The sequence below is a fragment of the Novosphingobium sp. SG919 genome (genome assembly GCF_012932495.1).
Lineage (GTDB): Bacteria > Pseudomonadota > Alphaproteobacteria > Sphingomonadales > Sphingomonadaceae > Novosphingobium > Novosphingobium rhizosphaerae.
This window is the reverse complement of record NZ_JABCNG010000001.1, coordinates 710,654-729,667: the sequence shown is the minus strand read 5'-3', so window position 1 is coordinate 729,667 and position 19,014 is coordinate 710,654. Positions and strand designations below refer to the sequence as shown.

Below are 19,014 nucleotides of genomic sequence, written 5' to 3'. Positions count from 1 at the left end.
CGGCCTCCCATAGGGTACTATCGTTGGGAGGCCGGGTGGGGGAGCGGGCCGGCGCCGAACCATCCGAAACGCTCAGGCCTCCATCGCGTTGCGACCCAAGCGCACGGTGGCGCGATGGCCCACGCTGGCGGCCGTGCTGCGCTGGCGGATGGTATCGACCATGATCCACTCGTTGGTCACCGCCTGCGCCGTCACGGTCAGCGCCATGTAACCGCGCCGCGCCGTATCGCACCAGGCGAGTTCGGGATTGGCGCCGACCAGGCCACGCGCCACCGTATCGGGCGCGGTGCGCACGTCGTGCTCGTATCCGGGCGAGGTGACGGAATGCCCGGCAAATTCCACGGCGGCGGCATGGCCATCCTGGCGCAGGTTATAGGCCCAGGCGTTGTGGCTATCGCCGGAAATGACCACGGTGTTGCCACCCAGCGCCTGCGCGCTGCGCAGGAACCGCGCGCGCGCCGCCGGATAGCCACCCCAGCTGTCATAGTTGAACGGCAGGCCCAGCTTGGCCTGCGCCATCCCGCTCTTGAGGTAGGCGGCAACCGGCGCCACTTCGTTGGCCAGCCAATCCTGCGCGCTGGCGGGCATGACAGTTTGCCCCATGATCGTGCCAAAGCCCACGATCTGCCACGGGCGCCCGCTCTTGACCGAGGCTTGCATGGCGCCGGCCAGCCAGGCTTCCTGCTCGCTGCCCATCATCGTGGCCGCCGGATCCTGCCAGGCGCCATCGCGAAATGCCTTGAGCGCGGCGATGGGATCGGCCACCTTGAACAGCGGCGCCACATCGGGCTGTTGGGTGCGGCCGAGCAGCCGCGTTTCGGTGCGGAACAGCGTGGCCAACCCGCCGATATCATAGGCCTTCCACGGCGCCTCGCTGACCGGCATCCATTCGCGATAGACCTGCATCGCGGCATCCTTGCGCACGCCCCAATCGCCTTCGGTGGCCGGATCGTGGTGCTGCGCGCCGCCAGACCAACTGTCGTTGGCGCTTTCATGGTCGTCCCACTGTGCGATCATCGGAAATCGGCGATGCAATTCCTGCAGATCGGGATCGGCGCGATAGCTGGCAAAGCGCAGGCGGTAATCGGCCACGTGCACGGTGTTGGCATCGGGCAGGATGGCACGACCCGCGACCGCATCAACCCCTTCGGGATAGTGACCCGGCGCATATTCATAGAAATAGTCGCCCAGGTGAATGGTGCAGTCGAACGCATCATTCTGAGCCGCATGGGCATAGGCATTGAACCAGCCGAACGGCAGGTTGGAGCACGAGAACACCGCGGCGCGCCAGGGCTGCTGGCCATCGGCGGGCAGCGTGCGCGTGCGACCCACGGGCGAGCGGGTGCCATCAGGCGCGATGAAGCGATAGAAATAACGCCGCGCCGGGGCGAGGCCGGTCGCGACGATCTTGACCGTATGATCACGCCACGGCCCGGTCTGCATCGTGCCACCGGCGAAGGCGCGGGCAAAATCTTCGGTCTCGGACAGTTCGACGCGCAGATCGGCGACGCCGCCATCGGTGGGCACATAGCGCGTCCAGAGCAGCACTTCGTGGGCGCCGGGTTCGCCGCTGGCCACCGAATGGGTGAACCCGCGCGCGCCAATCAGCGCGGCGGCCCGTGCCCAATCCGGCGCCAGCAGTGCGCCGGCACCCAGCATGGCAGTCTTGATGATATCACGACGGTGAAATTGCATGGTCGTTGTCCTGTATGGCCAAGGTGCGGCGTGATCAGAAGCGGGCGCTGGCTTCGATCCCGTACATGCGCGGTTCGCCCGCAATATAGGTGGGATCGCCAAAGCTGCCGCCCGTGTTGCCGGCATCGAGCAGGTAGTGGCGGTTGAACAGGTTGCGCACATAGCCACCCACGGCATAGCGCCCCTGTGGCCCGAGTTCGAAGCCGGCACGCAAGTTGGTGAGCGAATAGGCCCCCTGCGAAATCGCCGCCTTGTTGGGCATTTCGAAGAACACGCTGGAGCGCGTGTTCCAGTTGGGCGCGAAATAGAACAGGCGATCCTGGCCCAGCGGCACGCGCAGGTTCACCGCCAGGGCCGCACTGAAATCGGGCTGGAGACGGAAATGATTGCCGGCATAGGCGCTGAGCGCATTGCTGCCATCGATGCGGCCGTGCAGCCAAGCCGCCATGCCGTTGACCGACAGGATCGGGCTGATCTGCCAGTTCCCTTCGAATTCCACGCCAGGGTTGTGCGCGCTGCCCGCCGATTGCGTGGTGGTGACGCCATTGGTGGTCACGGTCACCTGGAAGCCGCTGTAAACCTGATAGAACGCCGACAGTGCACCGCTGAACGGCCCGATCCGGCCCTTGATGCCGGCTTCATAGTTCCACAGCTTTTCCGCCGGGATCGGCAGGACATTGGCCGTGGTCGCCGTCTTGGCCGTAACCTGCAGCACCGGCGAATAGCGCCCTTCGCTGATCGTGGCGTAGAGGTTCACATCCGGGCTGAGACGATAGAGCACGTTCACGCGCGGCAGCACGGCGTGATAGTTGCGATCCGCCATCAACAGGCCGCCATTGGTGCTGACCACGCCAAGCAGGCTGGTGTTGACGCCATAGGCAGCCAGGATCGTCGAATTGGGCTGGACCGAACTGTATTCCGACTTGCGGTGTTCGAACAGGAACCGCGCGCCGGCAGTGATTTCCAGGCGCGGCGTGGGGGTGAACGTCACGTCGCCGAACACCGAAAAGGTCTTGTTGACGCCCTTGTTCATGTAGCTGGAGGTGTAAGGCAGGCTCGATGCCTTGCCCCCGGTCAGCAGATAGGTCGCGGTCTGGCCGGCCGCGTTGGTGGCCACGCCGTTGGCATTCACGCAACCGGTGCCCGTGCCCACGCCATAGGCGGACAGCACTTTCTGGAACGCGGCGAAGCTGCTGATCGCGGCGCAGGCCAGGTAGGTGCCTTCGTCGGTCGAGAACGGCACTTTCTGGAAGCTGTTTTCGACAAAGGCATTCCAGCCGAACGTGGCGCGCCAATGCGTGCTGTCGTAGTTGAAGCGGCCTTCGTGGCTATATTGTTCGCCCTGCGCGTCTTCGGCAAATTCGAGATAGAACGCGCGGCTGCCATCGGCATCGAACACTTCGTGCGAATGGAACGTGCGGAAGCCGTTGACGGTGGTGAACGTCAGCCCCGGCGCCAGTTGCACCGTGCCCGTCAGGTTGACGTCGTGCACGTCGCGGTTGATCCCCAGCTTGGCTGCGCCCAGGGCGCTGGCGCTGTAAGGCGATCCGGACAGCTGGGTGGTGCCGAACGGATCGGACGCACCCTGGCTGGTGGGATAGACCAGGCTGGTGAAGCCGGTGCCCGGGTCGCGCTGGCGGTCATAGGTATAGACCAGATCGACCTTGACCGCGGCGGTCGGGGTCCAGCGCAGCGAAGCGCGCGCGCCCCAATCGTTTTCGCCGTTCAGGTCATCCTGCCCGGGCTGGATATTGGTGGTGTAGCCGTGGCGATACTTGTGCGAAAAGGCCACGCGCCCAGCCAGCGTATCGTTGCCCGCGTTGACATAGCCCGACATGCGCGTGCTGTTGTAATTGCCGTAGCTGGCGTTGAGCCCGGCGGAAAAGCCCGCGCGCGGATGGGCCGAGATCATCGAGACCGCGCCCACTTCGGCCGCCGTGCCGAACAGCGTTGCCTGCGGCCCCTTGACCACTTCGATCCGCTCCATATCGAACAGATCCTGCCAGGCGCCCCGCGCGCGGCTGATATCCACGCCGTTGTAATAGACCGAGACGCGCGAACCGGCCTGGGCAGAGCCGCTGTCCGACGTGATCCCGCGAATGACGAAGCCGGGGTTGTTGGCGCTCTGCTTCTGGATCTGCAGGCCCGGCACGAAAGCGGCCATCTCGCCCAGTTCGGATACGCCAAGCTGATTCAGCCGGTCCTGCGTGACGGCCGAGACGGTCAGCGGCACGTCCTTGAGCTTCTGCTCCCGCTTTTGCGCAGTCACGACAATATCGCCCTGGACGACATTGACGGCTTCGCCCGTGGCACCGGCAGGATCGGCGCTGGCCGTATCGGCTGGACCCGACGCGGCGGGTGCGGCGGCCAGGGCTGAAACGCTCACGAACGGCAAGGTGCTGGCTGCTGCCAGCAGGGAAAGAGCAAGGCGACGCATGAGACCCCCATCGGTTCCGGTTGAGCCATGCCGGCCCAACGCGCCGCCCTTCCCCGCCACCGATTGGTGACAGCATCATGAAACCAGCCCGCGATTTCGCGTCAGCCAGTCTCATTTTCTCATTATTTCACAACGGGGAAGCCTATGCGCCGCGGCACCAGCCGGCCGTTCAGGCCAGCTTGGCCCGGATCGCCGCCACGGCCGCAATCACGCCCGCGCCATAATGGCCGGCGCGGAACTGGGGCACCATGTGCTGCTGCATGATCGTGGCGCAATCGGCATCGCTGAGCGCGCTGCGCAGCCCGTCGCCCACCGCAATCCGCGCCTGGCGCTCGGCCGGGGCCACCAGCACGATCACTCCATCGTCAACGCCCTTGCGACCAATGCCCCAGGCATTGCCCAGGGCGCGCGTAAACGTGGCAATGTCTGCGCCGCCCAGGCCGGGTGCGGTCACCACCACCATCTGATGGCCGGTGCGCCGCTCGAAATCGCCAAGCGCACGATCGAGTTGGGCCACTTCGTCCGGTGACAGCACATGGGCTGCATCGGTAACGCGGCCAGCCAGGGTGATCGCCACAGGTGCGGACGCTGCCCCCGGGACGGATGCAGCATCCGTGTGGCCCTGGCCGATCGACCAGGCCAAAACGCTTGCCCCGGCGGCCAGGGCCACCAGGATCAGAGCCAGCCGCGCCGCGTGGAAACGGCGCGTGCGGGTCAAAGCGCCGAAACGTGCAGGAAGCCGGGGATCGGGCCGTTCCAGTCACCCGGTGCGCTGGGCGGATCGGCGCGATAGTCGCGGCGGCGCTCGGCCTGCTGGCGCGGCGCCTCTTCGCGGGCAACCGATTCGCGCGGCGCGGGTTCGGCGCGGCGCGGCGCTTCGGATGCCGGGGCATCCTTGCGGCGACGGGCCGGCTTTTCCTGGGCGGGCGCTTCGGCGCGGACAGGCTTTTCCGCACGGGGCGCCTTTTCGGCGCGGGCGGGCTTTTCGGCGCGGCTGCTCTTGCGCGCGGGGCGTTCGGCGCGCTCCGTGCGCTCGGCCGGTTCGGCCCCGCCGATATTCAGCTCCATCACCGGAATCTTGGTGCCGGTCAGCTTTTCGACATTGTCGATCGCTTCGGCATCCTCGGGGCTCACCAGCGTGAACGCGCGGCCAAAGGCGCCACCCCGGCCGGTGCGGCCGATGCGGTGGACATAATCATCCGGGTGCCACGGCGTGTCGAAGTTGAACACATGGCTCACCCCCTTCACGTCGAGCCCGCGTGCGGCCACGTCGGACGCCACGAGAATGTTGATCACCCCGTCCTTGAACTTCTGCAGTTCGGCATTGCGCGAGGACTGGTCCATGTCGCCATGGATCTCGCCGGCCGAAAAGCCATGGCTCTTGAGGCTCTTGGCCAGTTCACGCACGGTCGTCTTGCGGTTGCAGAAGACGATTGCGGTGGTGACGTTGTCGGTGCGCAGCAGGTGGCGCAGCGCCTCGCGCTTGGCACGGGAAGCCACTTTGACCTTGTGCTGCACGATGTTGGTGTTCGTGCTGGCGGGGCGCGCCACTTCGATCGACTTGGGGTTCGACAGAAAGCGATCGGCCAGCTTCTTGATCGGCGGCGGCATGGTGGCCGAGAAGAGCAATGTCTGGCGCTGGGCCGGCAGCTTGGAGCAGATCGTCTCGATATCGGGAATGAACCCCATGTCGAGCATGCGATCGGCCTCGTCGATGACCAGCAGTTCGCAACCGGTGAGCAGGATCTTACCGCGCTCGAACAGGTCCATCAGGCGGCCCGGCGTGGCGATCAGCACGTCGACGCCTTCCTGCAGCGCCTTGACCTGATCGCCCATCTGGACCCCGCCGATCAGCAGGGCCATCTTGAGATCGTGGTTCTTGCCGTACTTTTCAAAGTTTTCGGCAACCTGGGCGGCCAGTTCGCGAGTCGGCTCCAGAATCAGGGAGCGCGGCATCAGCGCGCGGCGCCGGCCATGGGCCAGGATGTCGATCATCGGGAGCACGAAACCGGCGGTCTTGCCGGTGCCGGTCTGGGCGATGCCGATGATGTCGCGCATCATCAGGACGGAAGGAATGGCTTGTGCCTGGATCGGAGTCGGCTCGTCATAGCCGGCGTCGATAACCGACTTAAGCAGTTCGTCAGAGAGGCCGAGATCGGCAAACTTCATGCAGATTATGTTCCGAAAGCAGGATGGCCCGCCCTTCTGGCAACGAAGCGCCGTGCGCGCGACGCCACCATGGGTCCGGGCCACCAGGACGGACCATGCGCGGCCCGACACTCGTTGCGGGCTCGCTATGCCGAAACCTGCCGGAAAGTCAAGGAAAGCCGCCAGCGGCGAGTGGCTCAGTGGCCCATTTCCTGCAGCCGCGTGATCATGCAGGTGGCGCCGGCCCGCGAATGGATCGAATCGCGGCCCGCGCACAGCATGCCGTCGCTGCTCCGTTCGGCATAGAATCCCACATAGAAGTCACGGGCACTGCACGATTTTTCCAGGCTCGCCACCACCTGGCGGCGATCGCGCAGCATCAGCACGATCTGGCTATCCGATGCCGACGGCGCGATTGCGCCGATCCCGCCGAGCGCCACGCAGGCCCTGTTGCCATGGCGGCCTCGCGGCACCAGCAATGGCTGGGGCAAGGGCGGTGGCGGCGGCAAGTCGCGGCCAAAGCCGGGGGTGATGCGAATGATCAGGCGCTGCTCGATCCGCACCTGGCGCCAAGGTTCTTCCGAAAGGCTATCGGCCAAGGTGCCCTGCCCATCGCGAAGATCGGGGGCGGCCTCGCTCATCGGGCCGCTGGCGCCATCGCGCAAGGGCTGCGGTGCGATGGCGGCCGGCGCGGCCTGAACGATCGGCGCAGTCCGTCCCGCCGGCGCCACGGGCACGGCATCAGGCCCAACGGCAACGCCCAGAAGCGCCGCCATGGCCACGAGAGGATGGACCAGACCAGGCATCAGCAAATCGGCAACGAACCTACGATCCCTCATGTCCGTGGCCCGGCGCCCCCCTTGGCACCCGACCCGAACCGATTGGCGCCCTGCCTTGCAGCCGACGCTTGAACAGCGCCTTAACCCGCCCGCGATGAAAAAGGAATTGCTGCCGGGCGCGCAGGCGCGTAGCCGGTGGCCATGGTCGAAACGCTTGCACCCCGCGCGGAAACCGCGCCGTTCCTGGAAGCCGCCGCCGCCCTGCTGGGCGCCAAGGGCTTTACCACCGATCACGACACGATCGCCCCCTGGCTGACCGATTGGCGCCAGCGCTTCACGGGCCGCGCCTTGGGGATGGCATCGCCTGCCAATACCGAGGAAGTGGCCGCCCTGGTGCGCCTGTGCGCCACCCACGGCGTGCCGATCGTGCCGCAAGGCGGCAACAGCGGCATGTCGGGCGGGGCCACCCCTGACGAGACCGGCCATGCAGTGGTGCTCTCGTTGCGGCGCATGAATGCCATCCGCCAGGTGGATACCGCCAACCGCAGCGCCACGTGCGAGGCCGGCGTGATCCTGCAAGTGCTGCACGAAGCGGCCGAGGCCGAGGGCTTGCGCTTCCCCCTGTCGCTGGGCGGCAAGGGTTCGGCCACGATCGGCGGCCTTGTTTCCACCAATGCCGGCGGCACCCAGGTTTTGCGTCATGGCTCGATGCGCGCACTGGTGCTGGGGCTGGAAGCGGTGATGCCCGATGGCAGCGTGTTCAACCAGCTGGTCCCGCTCAAGAAAGACAACCGCGGCTTCGATCTCAAGCAATTGCTGATCGGCTCGGAAGGGACGCTGGGCATTGTCACGGCCGCCACGCTCAAGCTGGAGCCGGCGGTGGCCGCGCGCGAAGTTCTGTGGGCCGGCACGCAGAGCCTGTCCAAGGCGCGTGAGCTGTTGCTGCTGGCCGAACGCCTGGCCGGGCAGGCGCTGGAAGGCTTTGAAGTGATGCCCCAGCACAGCCTTGACGCGGTGCGCGACTATCTGCCGGGCGCGCGCCAGCCGCTGGCCGAAGACCACCCCTGGCACGTGCTGATCGAGATGGTTGCCGATGCCGATGGCGCCGAACGCCTGCCCGAACTGGCGCAGCGGGTGCTGGAAGAGGCGTTCGAGGCCGGCCTGATCGACGATGCGACGATGGCCGCCAATGAAACCCAGGCCGAAGCGTTCTGGAACCTGCGCGAATCCATTGCACCGGCCGAACGGGCACTGGGCCCGGCGGTGCAGCACGATATCAGCGTGCCGGTAGAAAAGATGCCTGCCTTTGTGGAAGAAGCCGTTCCGCTGCTGGAAGCGCAATGGCCCGGCACCCGCGCCATCGGCTTTGGCCACCTGGGCGACGGCAACATCCATTTCCACGTGATCGCGCCCCAGGGCGCCGATCGCGCCGCGTGGGAAGCCGGCGATGGCAAGGCAATCAGCCACCAGGTTCACGACATGGTCACCGCGTGGGGCGGCTCCATCTCGGCCGAGCACGGGATCGGCCAGTTGAAGCGCGACGAACTGGCGCGGCTGGGCGATCCGGTGGCGCTGGCGATCCTCCGGCAAGTGAAGCAGGCGCTCGATCCGCAAGGCCTGATGAACCCCGGCAAGCTGATCTGAAGCGGCGCACTGGGGGGACGGCATTCGTATCCAGCACCGAAACGGGCACGTTTCGGCCGATAAACCCCCAGTCCCGCGCGGCCTCGCGCTTGTCACTGCACCCTTGAGGCCTTATGCCCGGCGCGCGCCCGTGCTGGCCACGGGCCCATTATCGTTTTCGGAGAGAGTTCATGGCCAGCGCGCCGCAAGCCAACCTGCCCCTGTTCTACAAGGACCTCATGCCGCTCAACACGCGCGACCACGCCACGTGGCGCGCACGCGGCGCCCAATCGGCCCCGTGGCTGATCGGCCAGCATGCCGTGCCGCTGACCGTGGAAGAATTCCCGCAGGCTGCGCGCCACTTCCCGATCATCTTCGCTTCGGGCGACAATCCCGTGCCGCTGGCGCTGATGGGCCTGAACGAAGGCGTGAATGTCTTCGTCAACGAAGAAGGCAAGATCGACCAACCGATCTACCTGCCCGCCTATGCGCGCCGCTATCCCTTCATGCTCGCAAAGCTCACGCCCAACAGTGAAGAGCTGTCGCTGTGCTTCGATCCGTCGAGCGGCCTGGTCGGCGAATTCGAGGATGGCGAGCCGCTGTTCGACGGCGACCAGCCGAGCGAAGCGACCAAGCAGGCCCTGCAGTTCTGCGAACAGTTCGAACAGGCCGGGCAGCGCACGCAGGCGTTCATCGATGAACTCAAGAAGCACAACCTGCTGATGGAAGGCGAAGTCGCCATCCAGCAGACCGGTGTGGACCAGCCGTTCATCTATCGCGGGTTCCAGATGGTGAACCAGGAAAAGCTGCGCGAAATCCGCGGCGACGTGCTGCGCGGCTGGGCGCAGAGCGGCCTGCTGCCGCTGCTCTATGCCCACATCTTCTCGCTCGACCTGATGAGCACGATCTTCGGCATCCAGGCCGAACAGGGCAAGGCTCCGGCCCCGGTGGCCGTGCCGGCGCTGTAATACGCCATTGGTGCGTTTTGGTGCCGGATGACCGGCGCCAAAGCCCAAACGAGAAAGCCCCCGCCGGCAACGGCTGGGGCTTTTTTCGTGCTCGATGGCACGCGCGATGATCACCCGGCACGCGCCGCGGCGATGCCTTTTCTGCAAAAAATGGTGAGAATCAGGGTGCTTGGTGCGTTCACTGAACCGCAAATGTATTGCCCGTTCAGGAAAGGGCTGCCTAGCAAACAAAGATTTTCGGCAAATGCAATAAATTTCTGCATCACCCCCTTGCATGGTTCGGAAGTGTTGCCTATCTTCATCACATCAGGCCGGCGCTCCCCTCATGGCCCGGTCTGATTGGTGCACTTGGTGCACCTCCTCCCTGAACCTTGGCCACCTGGAGATACGTCTCCAGGTGGTTTTTTCTTGGCCTTATTCGGCCGCGCGCGGCCATCGCTGCGCTGCTTGGCCCAGAGCGGCGACTTCGCCCGCCAGCACGCGCACCAGCCCGGTGACGGTTTCCACCACATCGGCGAGCCCTGCGCCCGGTTCGGCCAGCGCCGCATCGAGATAGGCGCTGCGGTCGATTTCCACTTGCACCGCATGCACCCCCGCCTCGCGCCGGGCTTGGCGTTCCAGGCCATAACCGCCGGCGTAAGGGCGATTGTGTGCCGCCCGCGCGCCGCAGGCGGCCAGATGGGCAAAGGCCGCCGCCATCAGCGGGCCGGCACAGGCCGCGCCGAATCGGTCCCCCAGCACGTAGGTGGGTGGCAATTCCCCCTCTTCCCGCCGCGCCAGGGGTGGCATGGAATGCAAATCGATCAGCAGGGCCGCACCCCAGCGCGATGCCAGGTCGGCCAGCACTTGCGCCAGGGCCAGGTGATAAGGCGCATGAATGCCGGTGATTCGCGCCTGGATTTCTGCTGCCGGGGTGCGCTGGCGCCAGATATCGCCCAGCCCGGCCAGGCGGCGCGGCACCAGGCCCAGCCCGCTATGCGCGCGGCGCGCCGCCATCGGCCCGCGCGCAACCGGCGGAAAATCGGGCAGGGCGGGATCGGGCAGGATCATCTCGCGATCGAGATCGTCGGGCGCGCGATTGAGATCGATCATCGCGCGGGGCGCCCGCGCGATCAGCAAGGCCGCGCCGGTCTGCCGCGCCACGGCCTGCGCCACCAGATCGACAAGGCGGTCTTCCAGCCGTTGCGCCGCCTGCGCGGGCTGGCGCATCGCGGCAAGCAGGCCTGGCGGATAGGCCCGGCCGGCATGGGGCACGGCAATGACCACAGGGATCGGCGCGGGCATCGGGCGATGCAGGACAAAGGCCGGCCCTGCATCACCGGGAATCGCGCCGCCTTCGGCCTGGGTCACGCTATCCTGGCTTGTGGCAGGCACACAGGAATGGGATGCAGGCACTGCCCCATCGCGGCACGAATCAGGGGCGGGACCATCGGTTGCATCCATGCCCATTGGCTGCAATGCTTTGCGCGTTCTGTCAAAACCCCACGGGTGCAAAAGCGGGCAAAGGACGCGGCCGATAAAGCCGATGCTGGCGGCCGGAGATTGTTAACCCGCCGGGCGCTATAGCAGCACCCCGGCTGCGTGCCCCGCCGGCAACGGCGACGCGCGACTGCCGGGTGCATCTGGAAAACGACATGGAAAATCAGAAGGGTAACATGATCCGCATCCTGCTGGCCGAAGACGAGGAAGCCATGCGCACTTATCTGGCGCGCGCGCTGGAAAACGCCGGCTACAGCGTGGTGGCCGTCGATCGGGGCACCGCGGCCGTGCCCCTGCTGGAACGCGAGCGTTTCGACCTGCTGCTGTCGGATATCGTCATGCCGGAAATGGACGGGATCGAGCTTGCCCAGCGCTGCAACGAAATCAGCCCTTCCACCAAAGTGATGTTCATCACCGGGTTTGCCGCCGTCACCCTCAAGGCCAACCGCGAGGCACCGCAGGCCCGCGTGCTGTCCAAGCCGTTCCACTTGCGCGACCTGGTGATGGAGGTCGACCGCATCTTTGCCAACGCTGCGTAAAAAACCACATTTGCCCCCTTGCCAAGGCAAAACGGCAAAGGTAGTGGGGCGCTCCCGACGCCGAGCGGCTGACGGAAAATCGATGGTGCCGGGCGTATAGCTCAGTGGTAGAGCACTATGTTGACATCGTAGGGGTCGCAAGTTCAATCCTTGCTACGCCCACCATCGGCAAAACCCCGCTTCGGCGGGGTTTTTTGTTGTCGGTGAAGGGGCGGCCGGGGCCGCCCCTTCCGCCCATGATCAATCCACCGCGATGAAATGATCGGCGAGCTTCGCCGCGGTGAACCCGTGGCTGTAGCTTTGCGGATCGAGCGGCAGCATCGTGGCGTTCCACCGGTTCCAGTCCTGCGTCAACGCAGCGAACACATCGGGATGCAGCGCCTTGAGATTGCCGCGCTCCAGCGGGTCGGCTTCCACGTCGAACAGGAAGCTGTTGTCCCCGATCTTCAGGTATTTCCACTTACCCCTGCGCGCGGCCTGCTGGTCGTGCAGCTTGTAGCGCCAGTAGAGCGTGCGCTCGGGCAGCGTGCCGCCGGCGATCGCGGCGCGGATGTCGATGCCATCGGGGGCAAACGCCGGATCGGGCGCGCCGCCCGCTGCCGCCACGAAGGTGGGCAGCCAGTCCATCGAGATGATCTGCGCCTCGCTGGTGGTGCCGGGCTTGGCCAGGCCCGGCCAGCGCACGATGGCGGGGATGCGCAAGCCGCCTTCGAGCAGTTCGGTCTTCTTGCCGGTGAACGGCCAGGTATCGGCAAAGCGTTCGCCGCCATTGTCGCTGGTGAACACCACCACGGTGTTGTCTGCCTGGCCGGATTCGGCCAGCGCCTTGAGAATGCGGCCAACCTGCAGGTCAAGCCGCTGTACCATCGCGGCATAGGTCTTCTGGCTGCCGCCATCGAAATGCATCAACGCTTCGGGGTCTTTCGACTGTGCCAGGCGCTTGGATTCGCTGTCGTCATCAGGCGTTTCCCACGGCCAGTGCGGCGCGGTGAAATGCAGGCTGAGCAGCCAGGGCTTGGCAATCCCGGCGTTGCGCTTGACCGCCGCCACGGCATGGTCCCCGATCAGGTCGGTCAGGTATCCGGCCTGTTGCACCGGGGTGGCCCCGTCCCACAGATCCGGCTTTCCGCCCGAATTGGCATGGGTGTAATAGTCCACCGCCCCGCTGCGGATGCCCCAGAATTCGTCATAGCCGCTTTTGAGCGGATCGTAATCGGGCAGGCTGCCGAGATGCCATTTGCCGATCAGGCCGGTGGCATAGCCGGCCTTGCGCAGCAGCGAGGGCAAAGTGGGCTGGCTGGGCGGCAGGCCCACCGCGCGCTGGGCGAGTGGTTCTTCCAGGCCCACCGGCAAGCGATACTGATAGCGCCCGGTGATCAGCGCCACGCGCGTGGCCGTGCACACCGCGCTGTTGGCATAGGCCTGGGTAAAGCGCACGCCCTGCGCTGCCAGCGCATCGATGGCGGGCGTGGCATAGTCGCGCCGGCCATAGCAAGAAACATCGGCATACCCCATGTCATCTGCCATGATATACAGGAAATTCAGCCTCTTGCCCGCTGATGCTCCCGCGGGCGCGGCCAGCGTGGGCGATGCCAGGGCCGCGCCCCCGGCGGCAAGACCGGCGAGGGCAGCGCGGCGGGACAAGCGGGAGGATGACATGGCAAGGCTCCTTGATCGGCAATGGCGAACGCCAATGCGAGGCTTGGGAAATGGTGGCGGAGAGTTCGGCCGGGCGTGCAACATTGTCTACAAAATTAATTGAGCGCCACGCATAGCCCGGCTTGGGCGGGTTTCCTCGGCAATTGCGCCACATGCGAGCCAACTGCGCTTGATGTTGCCACGCCAGGCGGGCCACCTGCCCGGGATGAATGATGCCCCCACCGATGCGACACTGGCTTGCCAGCGCCTGTACTGGTCTGCCCTGCAAGACCGGTGGGACCGCCGCACGCGCCAGGCCGCCACCTGGCTGGCGGGTGAACCGGGCGTGGTGGACATCGGCTGCGGACTGATGCCGCTGCGCGATCATCTGCCCGCCGCCACCCGCTATGTGCCGGTGGATATCGTCGATCGCGGCCCGGGCACGGTGCTGACCGATCTCAACGCCGATCCCCTGCCCCCCTTTGCCGAACGCGCCGCCGCCATGCTGGGCGTGGTGGAGTACGTGACCGATCTGCCGCGCCTGTTTGCGCAACTGCGGCAATTCGATCGGGTCGTGCTGTCCTACAACCACGCCTCGGTCCAGGACGTGCTGTGGGCGCTGCACCTGCGTCGCAAGGAAGTGATCTGGTTGCACCGCCACGGCCCCTTGCGCTTTGCCCGCCTGCTCGAAGACGCCGGCTGGCACATCGTGCGGCGCCACAGGGTCCGCGTGGGCGAGGCAATCTATGACCTGCGGGCCGCGCCGTGAAAACCGCAACCCCCGCCAAGAATCACCGGCCCCGTGCTTGCGCCGCGTTCCGCACCTGCTAAGGGGGCGGTAAGTTCAACTCCCCAGGCAAGGCAACAGGACGGCTATGGCGAAGATCAAGGTGAAGAACCCGATCGTCGAGATCGACGGCGACGAGATGACCCGCATCATCTGGGAATGGATCCGCGAACGCCTGATCCTTCCCTACCTCGACCTGGACCTCAAGTATTTCGACCTTTCGGTCGAAAAGCGCGACGAGACCGGCGACCAGATCACGATCGATTCGGCCAACGCCATCAAGCAGTACGGCGTGGGCGTGAAGTGCGCCACGATCACCCCGGACGAAGCCCGCGTGGAAGAATTCGGCCTCAAGAAGATGTGGAAGTCGCCCAACGGCACGATCCGCAACATCCTGGGCGGCGTGGTGTTCCGCGAACCCATCGTGATCCAGAACGTGCCCCGCCTGGTTCCGGGCTGGACCGACCCGATCGTGGTCGGCCGCCATGCCTTTGGTGACCAGTACAAGGCGACCGACACCCTGATCCCCGGCCCCGGCAAGCTGCGCCTGGTGTTCGACGGCGTGAACGGCGAATCGATCGATCTCGACGTGTTCGATTTCCCGTCGGCCGGCGTCGCCATGGCGATGTACAACCTCGACGATTCGATCCGCGATTTCGCCCGTGCCAGCTTCAACTATGGCTTGAACCTGGGCTGGCCGGTCTACCTGTCGACCAAGAACACCATCCTCAAGGCTTATGACGGCCGCTTCAAGGACCTGTTCCAGGAAGTGTTCGACAGCGAAGGCTTCAAGGAAAAGTTCGCCGCCGCCGGCATCGAATACCAGCACCGCCTGATCGACGACATGGTCGCTTCCGCGCTCAAGTGGTCGGGCAAGTTCGTCTGGGCTTGCAAGAACTATGACGGTGACGTGCAGTCCGACACCGTGGCCCAGGGCTTCGGCTCGCTCGGCCTGATGACCTCGGTGCTGATGACGCCCGACGGCAAGACCGTGGAAGCCGAAGCGGCCCACGGCACCGTGACGCGCCACTATCGCCAGCACCAGCAGGGCAAGGCGACCAGCACCAACCCGATCGCATCGATCTTCGCCTGGACGCGCGGCCTGATGTATCGCGGCAAGTTCGACGAAACCCCCGAAGTGGTGCGTTTTGCCGAAACGCTGGAGCGCGTTTGCATCCAGACCGTGGAAAGCGGCAAGATGACCAAGGACCTCGCGATCCTCATCGGCCCGGACCAGCCGTGGATGACCACGGAAAAGTTCTTCGAGGCGATCGTCGAGAACCTGGAAAAGGAAATGGCCAGCTGGGCCTGAACCCGCGCCATTTCGCATGAAAAAGAAAGGCTCCGGCTCTCGCCGGGGCCTTTTCTTTTGGGGTGGGAACCGGCTAGCACGAACAGATGCGGTTTCGGGTGACGGAGCTGCGCACAAGGGGGTAGCATGCGGGAATTGGCGGCATTGGCGGGGATCGGGCTGGCCCTGGTGGCAGCGCTCGGCGCGCTTGTGGTGCTGCTGATCATCCGCCGCCGCAAGGCTGCTTCCCTGGCAGAGCCCGAACTGGCCGAGGATGCCCCTGCCCCGATCGTGCGCCGTCGTAGCTTTGGCCCCGGCAGCGCCGTTGCGCAAAGTCAGTCTCCCGCAGCCGATGCGGCACCCGACCTGCCCGCGTTCGTGGCCGCCGCCCAGGCCGCCGCCGCGCATGAAGCGGCCACTGCGCCGCCCGCCGCCGAGACCGCCGCGCCTGCACGGTTGCCCGCCACGATTGCCGGCGCGCTGCGCCAGGCGGTGGTGTTTCGCCAGGCCTTTCCCCCCGCGCCCGCCGGCGCACGCAGCTTTTATGGCGGCGTTCCCTTCACCCCCGCCCCGCTCGATTGGCCGCGCTCGCCCCGAACCGGCCTGCCCCTGCATTTCCTGTTGCAGGTGGATTGCGCCGCCGTGGCGCCTCGCGCCCGGCTGGGCGTGCTGCCCGGCAGCGGGGCGCTGTTGTTCTTTGCCGATCTGGCCGCCGCACCAGGCACCGGTCACCCGGCGCACGGGCGCGTGATCTGGCTGGACGAAGCAGACGACGCGACCTGGACCGAGGCCGACCCGCCGGGCGACCTGCCCCCGGCCTATGGCGATGCCACGGCGCAAGCCTGGCCCTGGGCGCTCGATGCTGCCGATGCGCCACAGGTTTTGCCGCGATGGCCCTTTGCCCCGGCGGTGATCGAACTCACCGCCGCCGCCCACGATCCTGCCGCCCCGCCGCTGACCTGGCCCGAAGGCAGCACAACGGCCGATGCCCTGCTGGCCGCGCAGGGATCGCCCGTTGCGGTCTTTGCGCTGTCCCCCAACGATTTCAACGTGGGCGACGATGGGCTGATGGACCGCCCTTGGCCCGGCTTTCCACACGATTGGCTGGCGATCCAGACGCTGGTGGCCATGCTGTCTCGCGAAGCGGGACGCACGATGCCGGCCGCCGCACGCACGCTGTGGCCCCAGGCGGGCGAAGACGAACGCCGCGCCCTGCTGGCCCGAATCGCGAGCGAATGCGGCGAATGGCACGCGCTTGCCCGCACGAAACCCGCCTTTGCCGACGTGACCGAGCCGGTGCGCCAGGCGTTCTGGGAATGGTTTTCCGGGTATGCCCCGCTCGCCCGGCTGGTTGCGCCGCGCGGGTGCGTGACGGCAGTGGAAACCACGCTGCATGCCTTGCCCGGCAGCACGGCTCCGTTCCCGGACGAACTGGTGGCAAGGCTGGCCTATCGCCACGCCCTGGCCGTGCGCACCGCCGCACGGGTGCACGCCCGCGTACCCGATCGCCTGCTGGCCGCGCCGTCGGAAACCGAGATCGACCAGTCCGACCGCACCGGCCGCGAGTTGCTGCTGCTGGAACTGTCCGCCGATGAAGCCTTGGGTCATCACCTGGGCGATCACGTGCTGCAATTCTGGATCGCCCCGGACGATCTTGCCGAGCGCCGGTTCGAGACCGCCGAAATGATCGCACCGGCTGTCTAGATCAAGGAAATTTCACCGCCTTGATCCGGATCGGCGGCATTCTTTTGCCCCAGTCACACAATCTTACGAGAGCCGGGGGTGGCCAAGTGCGACCATAACCCCTAGCCTGGGCCGATGGCAGGCCAGTTCGCATCCACGTCCGCCCTGTCCGATGCCCTGGTGATCCTGGGCGCGGCGGGTATCGTCATTCCCGCCTTTGCGCGGTTCCGCATTACGCCGATCATCGGCTTCATTCTCGTCGGGCTGCTCGTGGGCCCCTATGGCCTGGGTTCGCTGGCGCAGGCCGTGCCCTGGCTTCATTACGTCACGATATCCAATCCCCACGCGATAGAGCCCTTTGCCGAATTCGGCATTATCCTGCTGCTGTTCGAGATCGGGCTGGAACTCTCGTTCAATCGCCTCTGGTCGATGCGCCGGCTGGTGTTTGGCCTGGGCGCGATGGAACTGGTCGGTTCGGCGCTGCTGGTGGGGCTGGGGCTGATGCTGCTGGGCCAGCCAGTGGCCGGTGCACTTGGCCTGGGCCTGGCGCTCGCCCTCTCGTCCACCGCGCTGGTGCTGCCGATTTCCGGCACGCAGGGTCCGGTGGGCCGCGCCGCGCTTTCCATGCTGCTGTTCGAAGACATCGCGCTGGTGCCGATCATCTTCCTGCTGGGCGCCATGGCCCCGGTGGCAGCGGCCAACGCGCCAAGCATGGTCGAAACGCTGTGGAAGGGCGGCGCGGTCATCATTGCACTGCTGGTGTTCGGCCGCTTTGGCCTGCCGCCGCTGTTCGCCCAGGCGGCGAAGACCAAGAGCCCGGAACTGTTCCTGGCCGCCAGCCTGCTGGTGGTGATCGTTGCCTCGCTCGCCACCGGGGCGGCCGGCCTGTCGCCGATCATGGGCGCCCTTCTCGCCGGGCTGCTGATCGCCGAAACCGAATACCATGGTGAGGTGGAAGCAATCACCAAGCCGTTCAAGGGCCTGGCGCTGGGCGTGTTCCTGATCACGGTGGGCATGGGGATCGACTTGCGCGTGCTGGTGGCCAATTTCTGGCCGCTGGCGCTCGGCGTGGCCGGCGTGGTGGTGGCCAAGGCGCTCGTTACCGGGCTGCTGCTGCTGTTCTGGGGCAAGGAGCGTTCCACCGCGCTGGAAACCGGCATCCTGATGTCCAGCCCTTCGGAAACCACGCTGATCGTGCTGGGCACGGCGGCCCAGGCCCAGTTGATCCAGCCGGCCACCGCGCAATTCTGGCAAATCGTCACCGCCATCGGCCTCACCATCACGCCGCTTTTGGCCAAAGTGGGCCAGGTTGGCGCGGGCCGCGTGCGCAACCGCGTGCGCCCGGACGAGGTTGCCGTGGACGAACCCGAGGGCAATCGCACCGTGATCCTGGGCTTTGGCCGCGTCGGCCGGCTGATCGGCGAAATGCTGACCGAACATGGCCGCCCATACCTCGCGCTCGATGCCGAACCGGCGGTGGTGCGCGCCGCGCGGTCGGCCGGGCTGCCGGTGCTGTTCGGGAATATCGACAGCGCATCGGTGATCGAACGGCTGAACCTGGCCGAGGCCAGCGCAGTGATCGTGACGATGGACGAACCGGTGCTGGCCCTGCGCATTGTGCGCAAGCTGCGCAGCCTGGCGCCGGATGTACCGATCATCGTGCGTGCGCGCGATGCCGGCCATGCCGCCCAGCTCTATCGCGCCGGGGCCAGCCATGCCGTGCCCGAAACGCTGGAAAGTTCGCTCCAACTTTCGGAAGCGGTACTGGTAGACCTGGGCGTGCCGATGGGACCGGTGATCGCCTCGATCCATGAAAAGCGCGACCAGTTTCGCCAACAGATCATGGCCGAAGGCGAACTGGCCACTCCACCCCGCCTCAAGGCCAGCCGGCTGCGCGATCGCCCCGCCTGATCGGCTTGGCTGCGCGCGCAGCGGGCGGCAACGCCG

General features: G+C 66.3%; 15 protein-coding genes and 1 tRNA gene. 9 read left to right on the top strand and 7 right to left on the bottom strand.

Translation table 11 applies throughout. From position 1 onward, the window contains the following. Positions 1-72: 72 nt before the first annotated feature. From FHT19_RS03290 to FHT19_RS03270, 5 genes are all read right to left on the bottom strand, one after another. On the bottom strand, positions 73-1,695 hold the full coding sequence (locus FHT19_RS03290; protein ID WP_169473943.1) for an alkaline phosphatase D family protein: 1,623 nt from the start codon (positions 1,693-1,695) through the stop codon (positions 73-75). Positions 1,696-1,729: 34 nt separating this feature from the next. Beyond that, positions 1,730-4,132 (bottom strand): TonB-dependent receptor, encoded by a 2,403-nt coding sequence (locus FHT19_RS03285; RefSeq protein WP_169473942.1) that lies wholly within the window; start codon positions 4,130-4,132, stop codon positions 1,730-1,732. Between the two features lie 169 nt (positions 4,133-4,301). Beyond that, a complete protein-coding gene (locus tag FHT19_RS03280; RefSeq protein WP_169473941.1) occupies positions 4,302-4,850 on the bottom strand; it encodes a TPM domain-containing protein in 549 nt (182 codons plus the stop codon). After that, positions 4,847-6,301, bottom strand: coding sequence for a DEAD/DEAH box helicase (locus FHT19_RS03275; RefSeq protein WP_169473940.1), 1,455 nt, complete (start codon positions 6,299-6,301; stop codon positions 4,847-4,849). Before FHT19_RS03275 ends, FHT19_RS03280 begins: the two co-directional genes overlap by 4 nt. Before the next feature lie 176 nt (positions 6,302-6,477). Then, entirely contained in the window at positions 6,478-7,056 is a 579-nt protein-coding gene (locus tag FHT19_RS03270; RefSeq protein ID WP_169473939.1) for a hypothetical protein, read from the bottom strand. Positions 7,057-7,260: 204 nt separating this feature from the next. On the opposite strand from FHT19_RS03270, the gene FHT19_RS03265 reads away from it, so the two are divergent. The 3 genes from FHT19_RS03265 (at position 7,261) to FHT19_RS03255 (ending at position 9,989) form a co-directional block, all read left to right on the top strand. Further along, positions 7,261-8,703 (top strand): FAD-binding oxidoreductase, encoded by a 1,443-nt coding sequence (locus tag FHT19_RS03265; RefSeq protein WP_169473938.1) that lies wholly within the window; start codon positions 7,261-7,263, stop codon positions 8,701-8,703. Positions 8,704-8,873: 170 nt separating this feature from the next. Continuing rightward, a complete protein-coding gene (locus tag FHT19_RS03260) occupies positions 8,874-9,650 on the top strand; it encodes a SapC family protein (protein WP_168554348.1) in 777 nt (258 codons plus the stop codon). A gap of 27 nt (positions 9,651-9,677) precedes the next feature. Then, positions 9,678-9,989, top strand: coding sequence for a hypothetical protein (locus FHT19_RS03255; protein WP_169473937.1), 312 nt, complete (start codon positions 9,678-9,680; stop codon positions 9,987-9,989). 75 nt (positions 9,990-10,064) lie between these two features. Here FHT19_RS03255 and FHT19_RS03250 read toward each other — a convergent pair whose 3' ends face one another. After that, positions 10,065-11,000: an N-formylglutamate amidohydrolase gene (locus tag FHT19_RS03250; protein ID WP_248290247.1), complete on the bottom strand. Its 936-nt coding sequence runs from the start codon at positions 10,998-11,000 to the stop codon at positions 10,065-10,067. A gap of 305 nt (positions 11,001-11,305) precedes the next feature. Between FHT19_RS03250 and FHT19_RS03245 the strand changes: the two genes are divergently transcribed. Next, the gene (locus tag FHT19_RS03245) at positions 11,306-11,668 is read left to right on the top strand and encodes a response regulator (RefSeq protein WP_168555437.1); all 363 of its coding nucleotides are present in this window, start codon (positions 11,306-11,308) and stop codon (positions 11,666-11,668) included. Between the two features lie 90 nt (positions 11,669-11,758). Further along, positions 11,759-11,833: transfer RNA gene (locus FHT19_RS03240), tRNA-Val, on the top strand. A 75-nt stretch (positions 11,834-11,908) separates the two neighbouring features. Here the strand turns inward: FHT19_RS03240 and FHT19_RS03235 are convergent. Next, positions 11,909-13,327 (bottom strand): sulfatase-like hydrolase/transferase, encoded by a 1,419-nt coding sequence (locus FHT19_RS03235; protein WP_169473936.1) that lies wholly within the window; start codon positions 13,325-13,327, stop codon positions 11,909-11,911. 205 nt (positions 13,328-13,532) lie between these two features. Here FHT19_RS03235 and FHT19_RS03230 point away from each other — a divergent pair, with 205 nt between their 5' ends. The 4 genes from FHT19_RS03230 to FHT19_RS03215 all read left to right on the top strand — a co-directional run bounded on the left by FHT19_RS03230 (position 13,533) and on the right by FHT19_RS03215 (position 18,978). Then, the gene (locus tag FHT19_RS03230; protein WP_168554345.1) at positions 13,533-14,075 is read left to right on the top strand and encodes a class I SAM-dependent methyltransferase; all 543 of its coding nucleotides are present in this window, start codon (positions 13,533-13,535) and stop codon (positions 14,073-14,075) included. 106 nt (positions 14,076-14,181) lie between these two features. After that, positions 14,182-15,405 (top strand): NADP-dependent isocitrate dehydrogenase, encoded by a 1,224-nt coding sequence (locus tag FHT19_RS03225; protein WP_168554344.1) that lies wholly within the window; start codon positions 14,182-14,184, stop codon positions 15,403-15,405. A gap of 126 nt (positions 15,406-15,531) precedes the next feature. Beyond that, a complete protein-coding gene (locus FHT19_RS03220; protein WP_169473935.1) occupies positions 15,532-17,088 on the top strand; it encodes a DUF1963 domain-containing protein in 1,557 nt (518 codons plus the stop codon). A gap of 114 nt (positions 17,089-17,202) precedes the next feature. Then, positions 17,203-18,978, top strand: coding sequence for a cation:proton antiporter (locus tag FHT19_RS03215; protein ID WP_168554342.1), 1,776 nt, complete (start codon positions 17,203-17,205; stop codon positions 18,976-18,978). Positions 18,979-19,014: the final 36 nt, after the last annotated feature.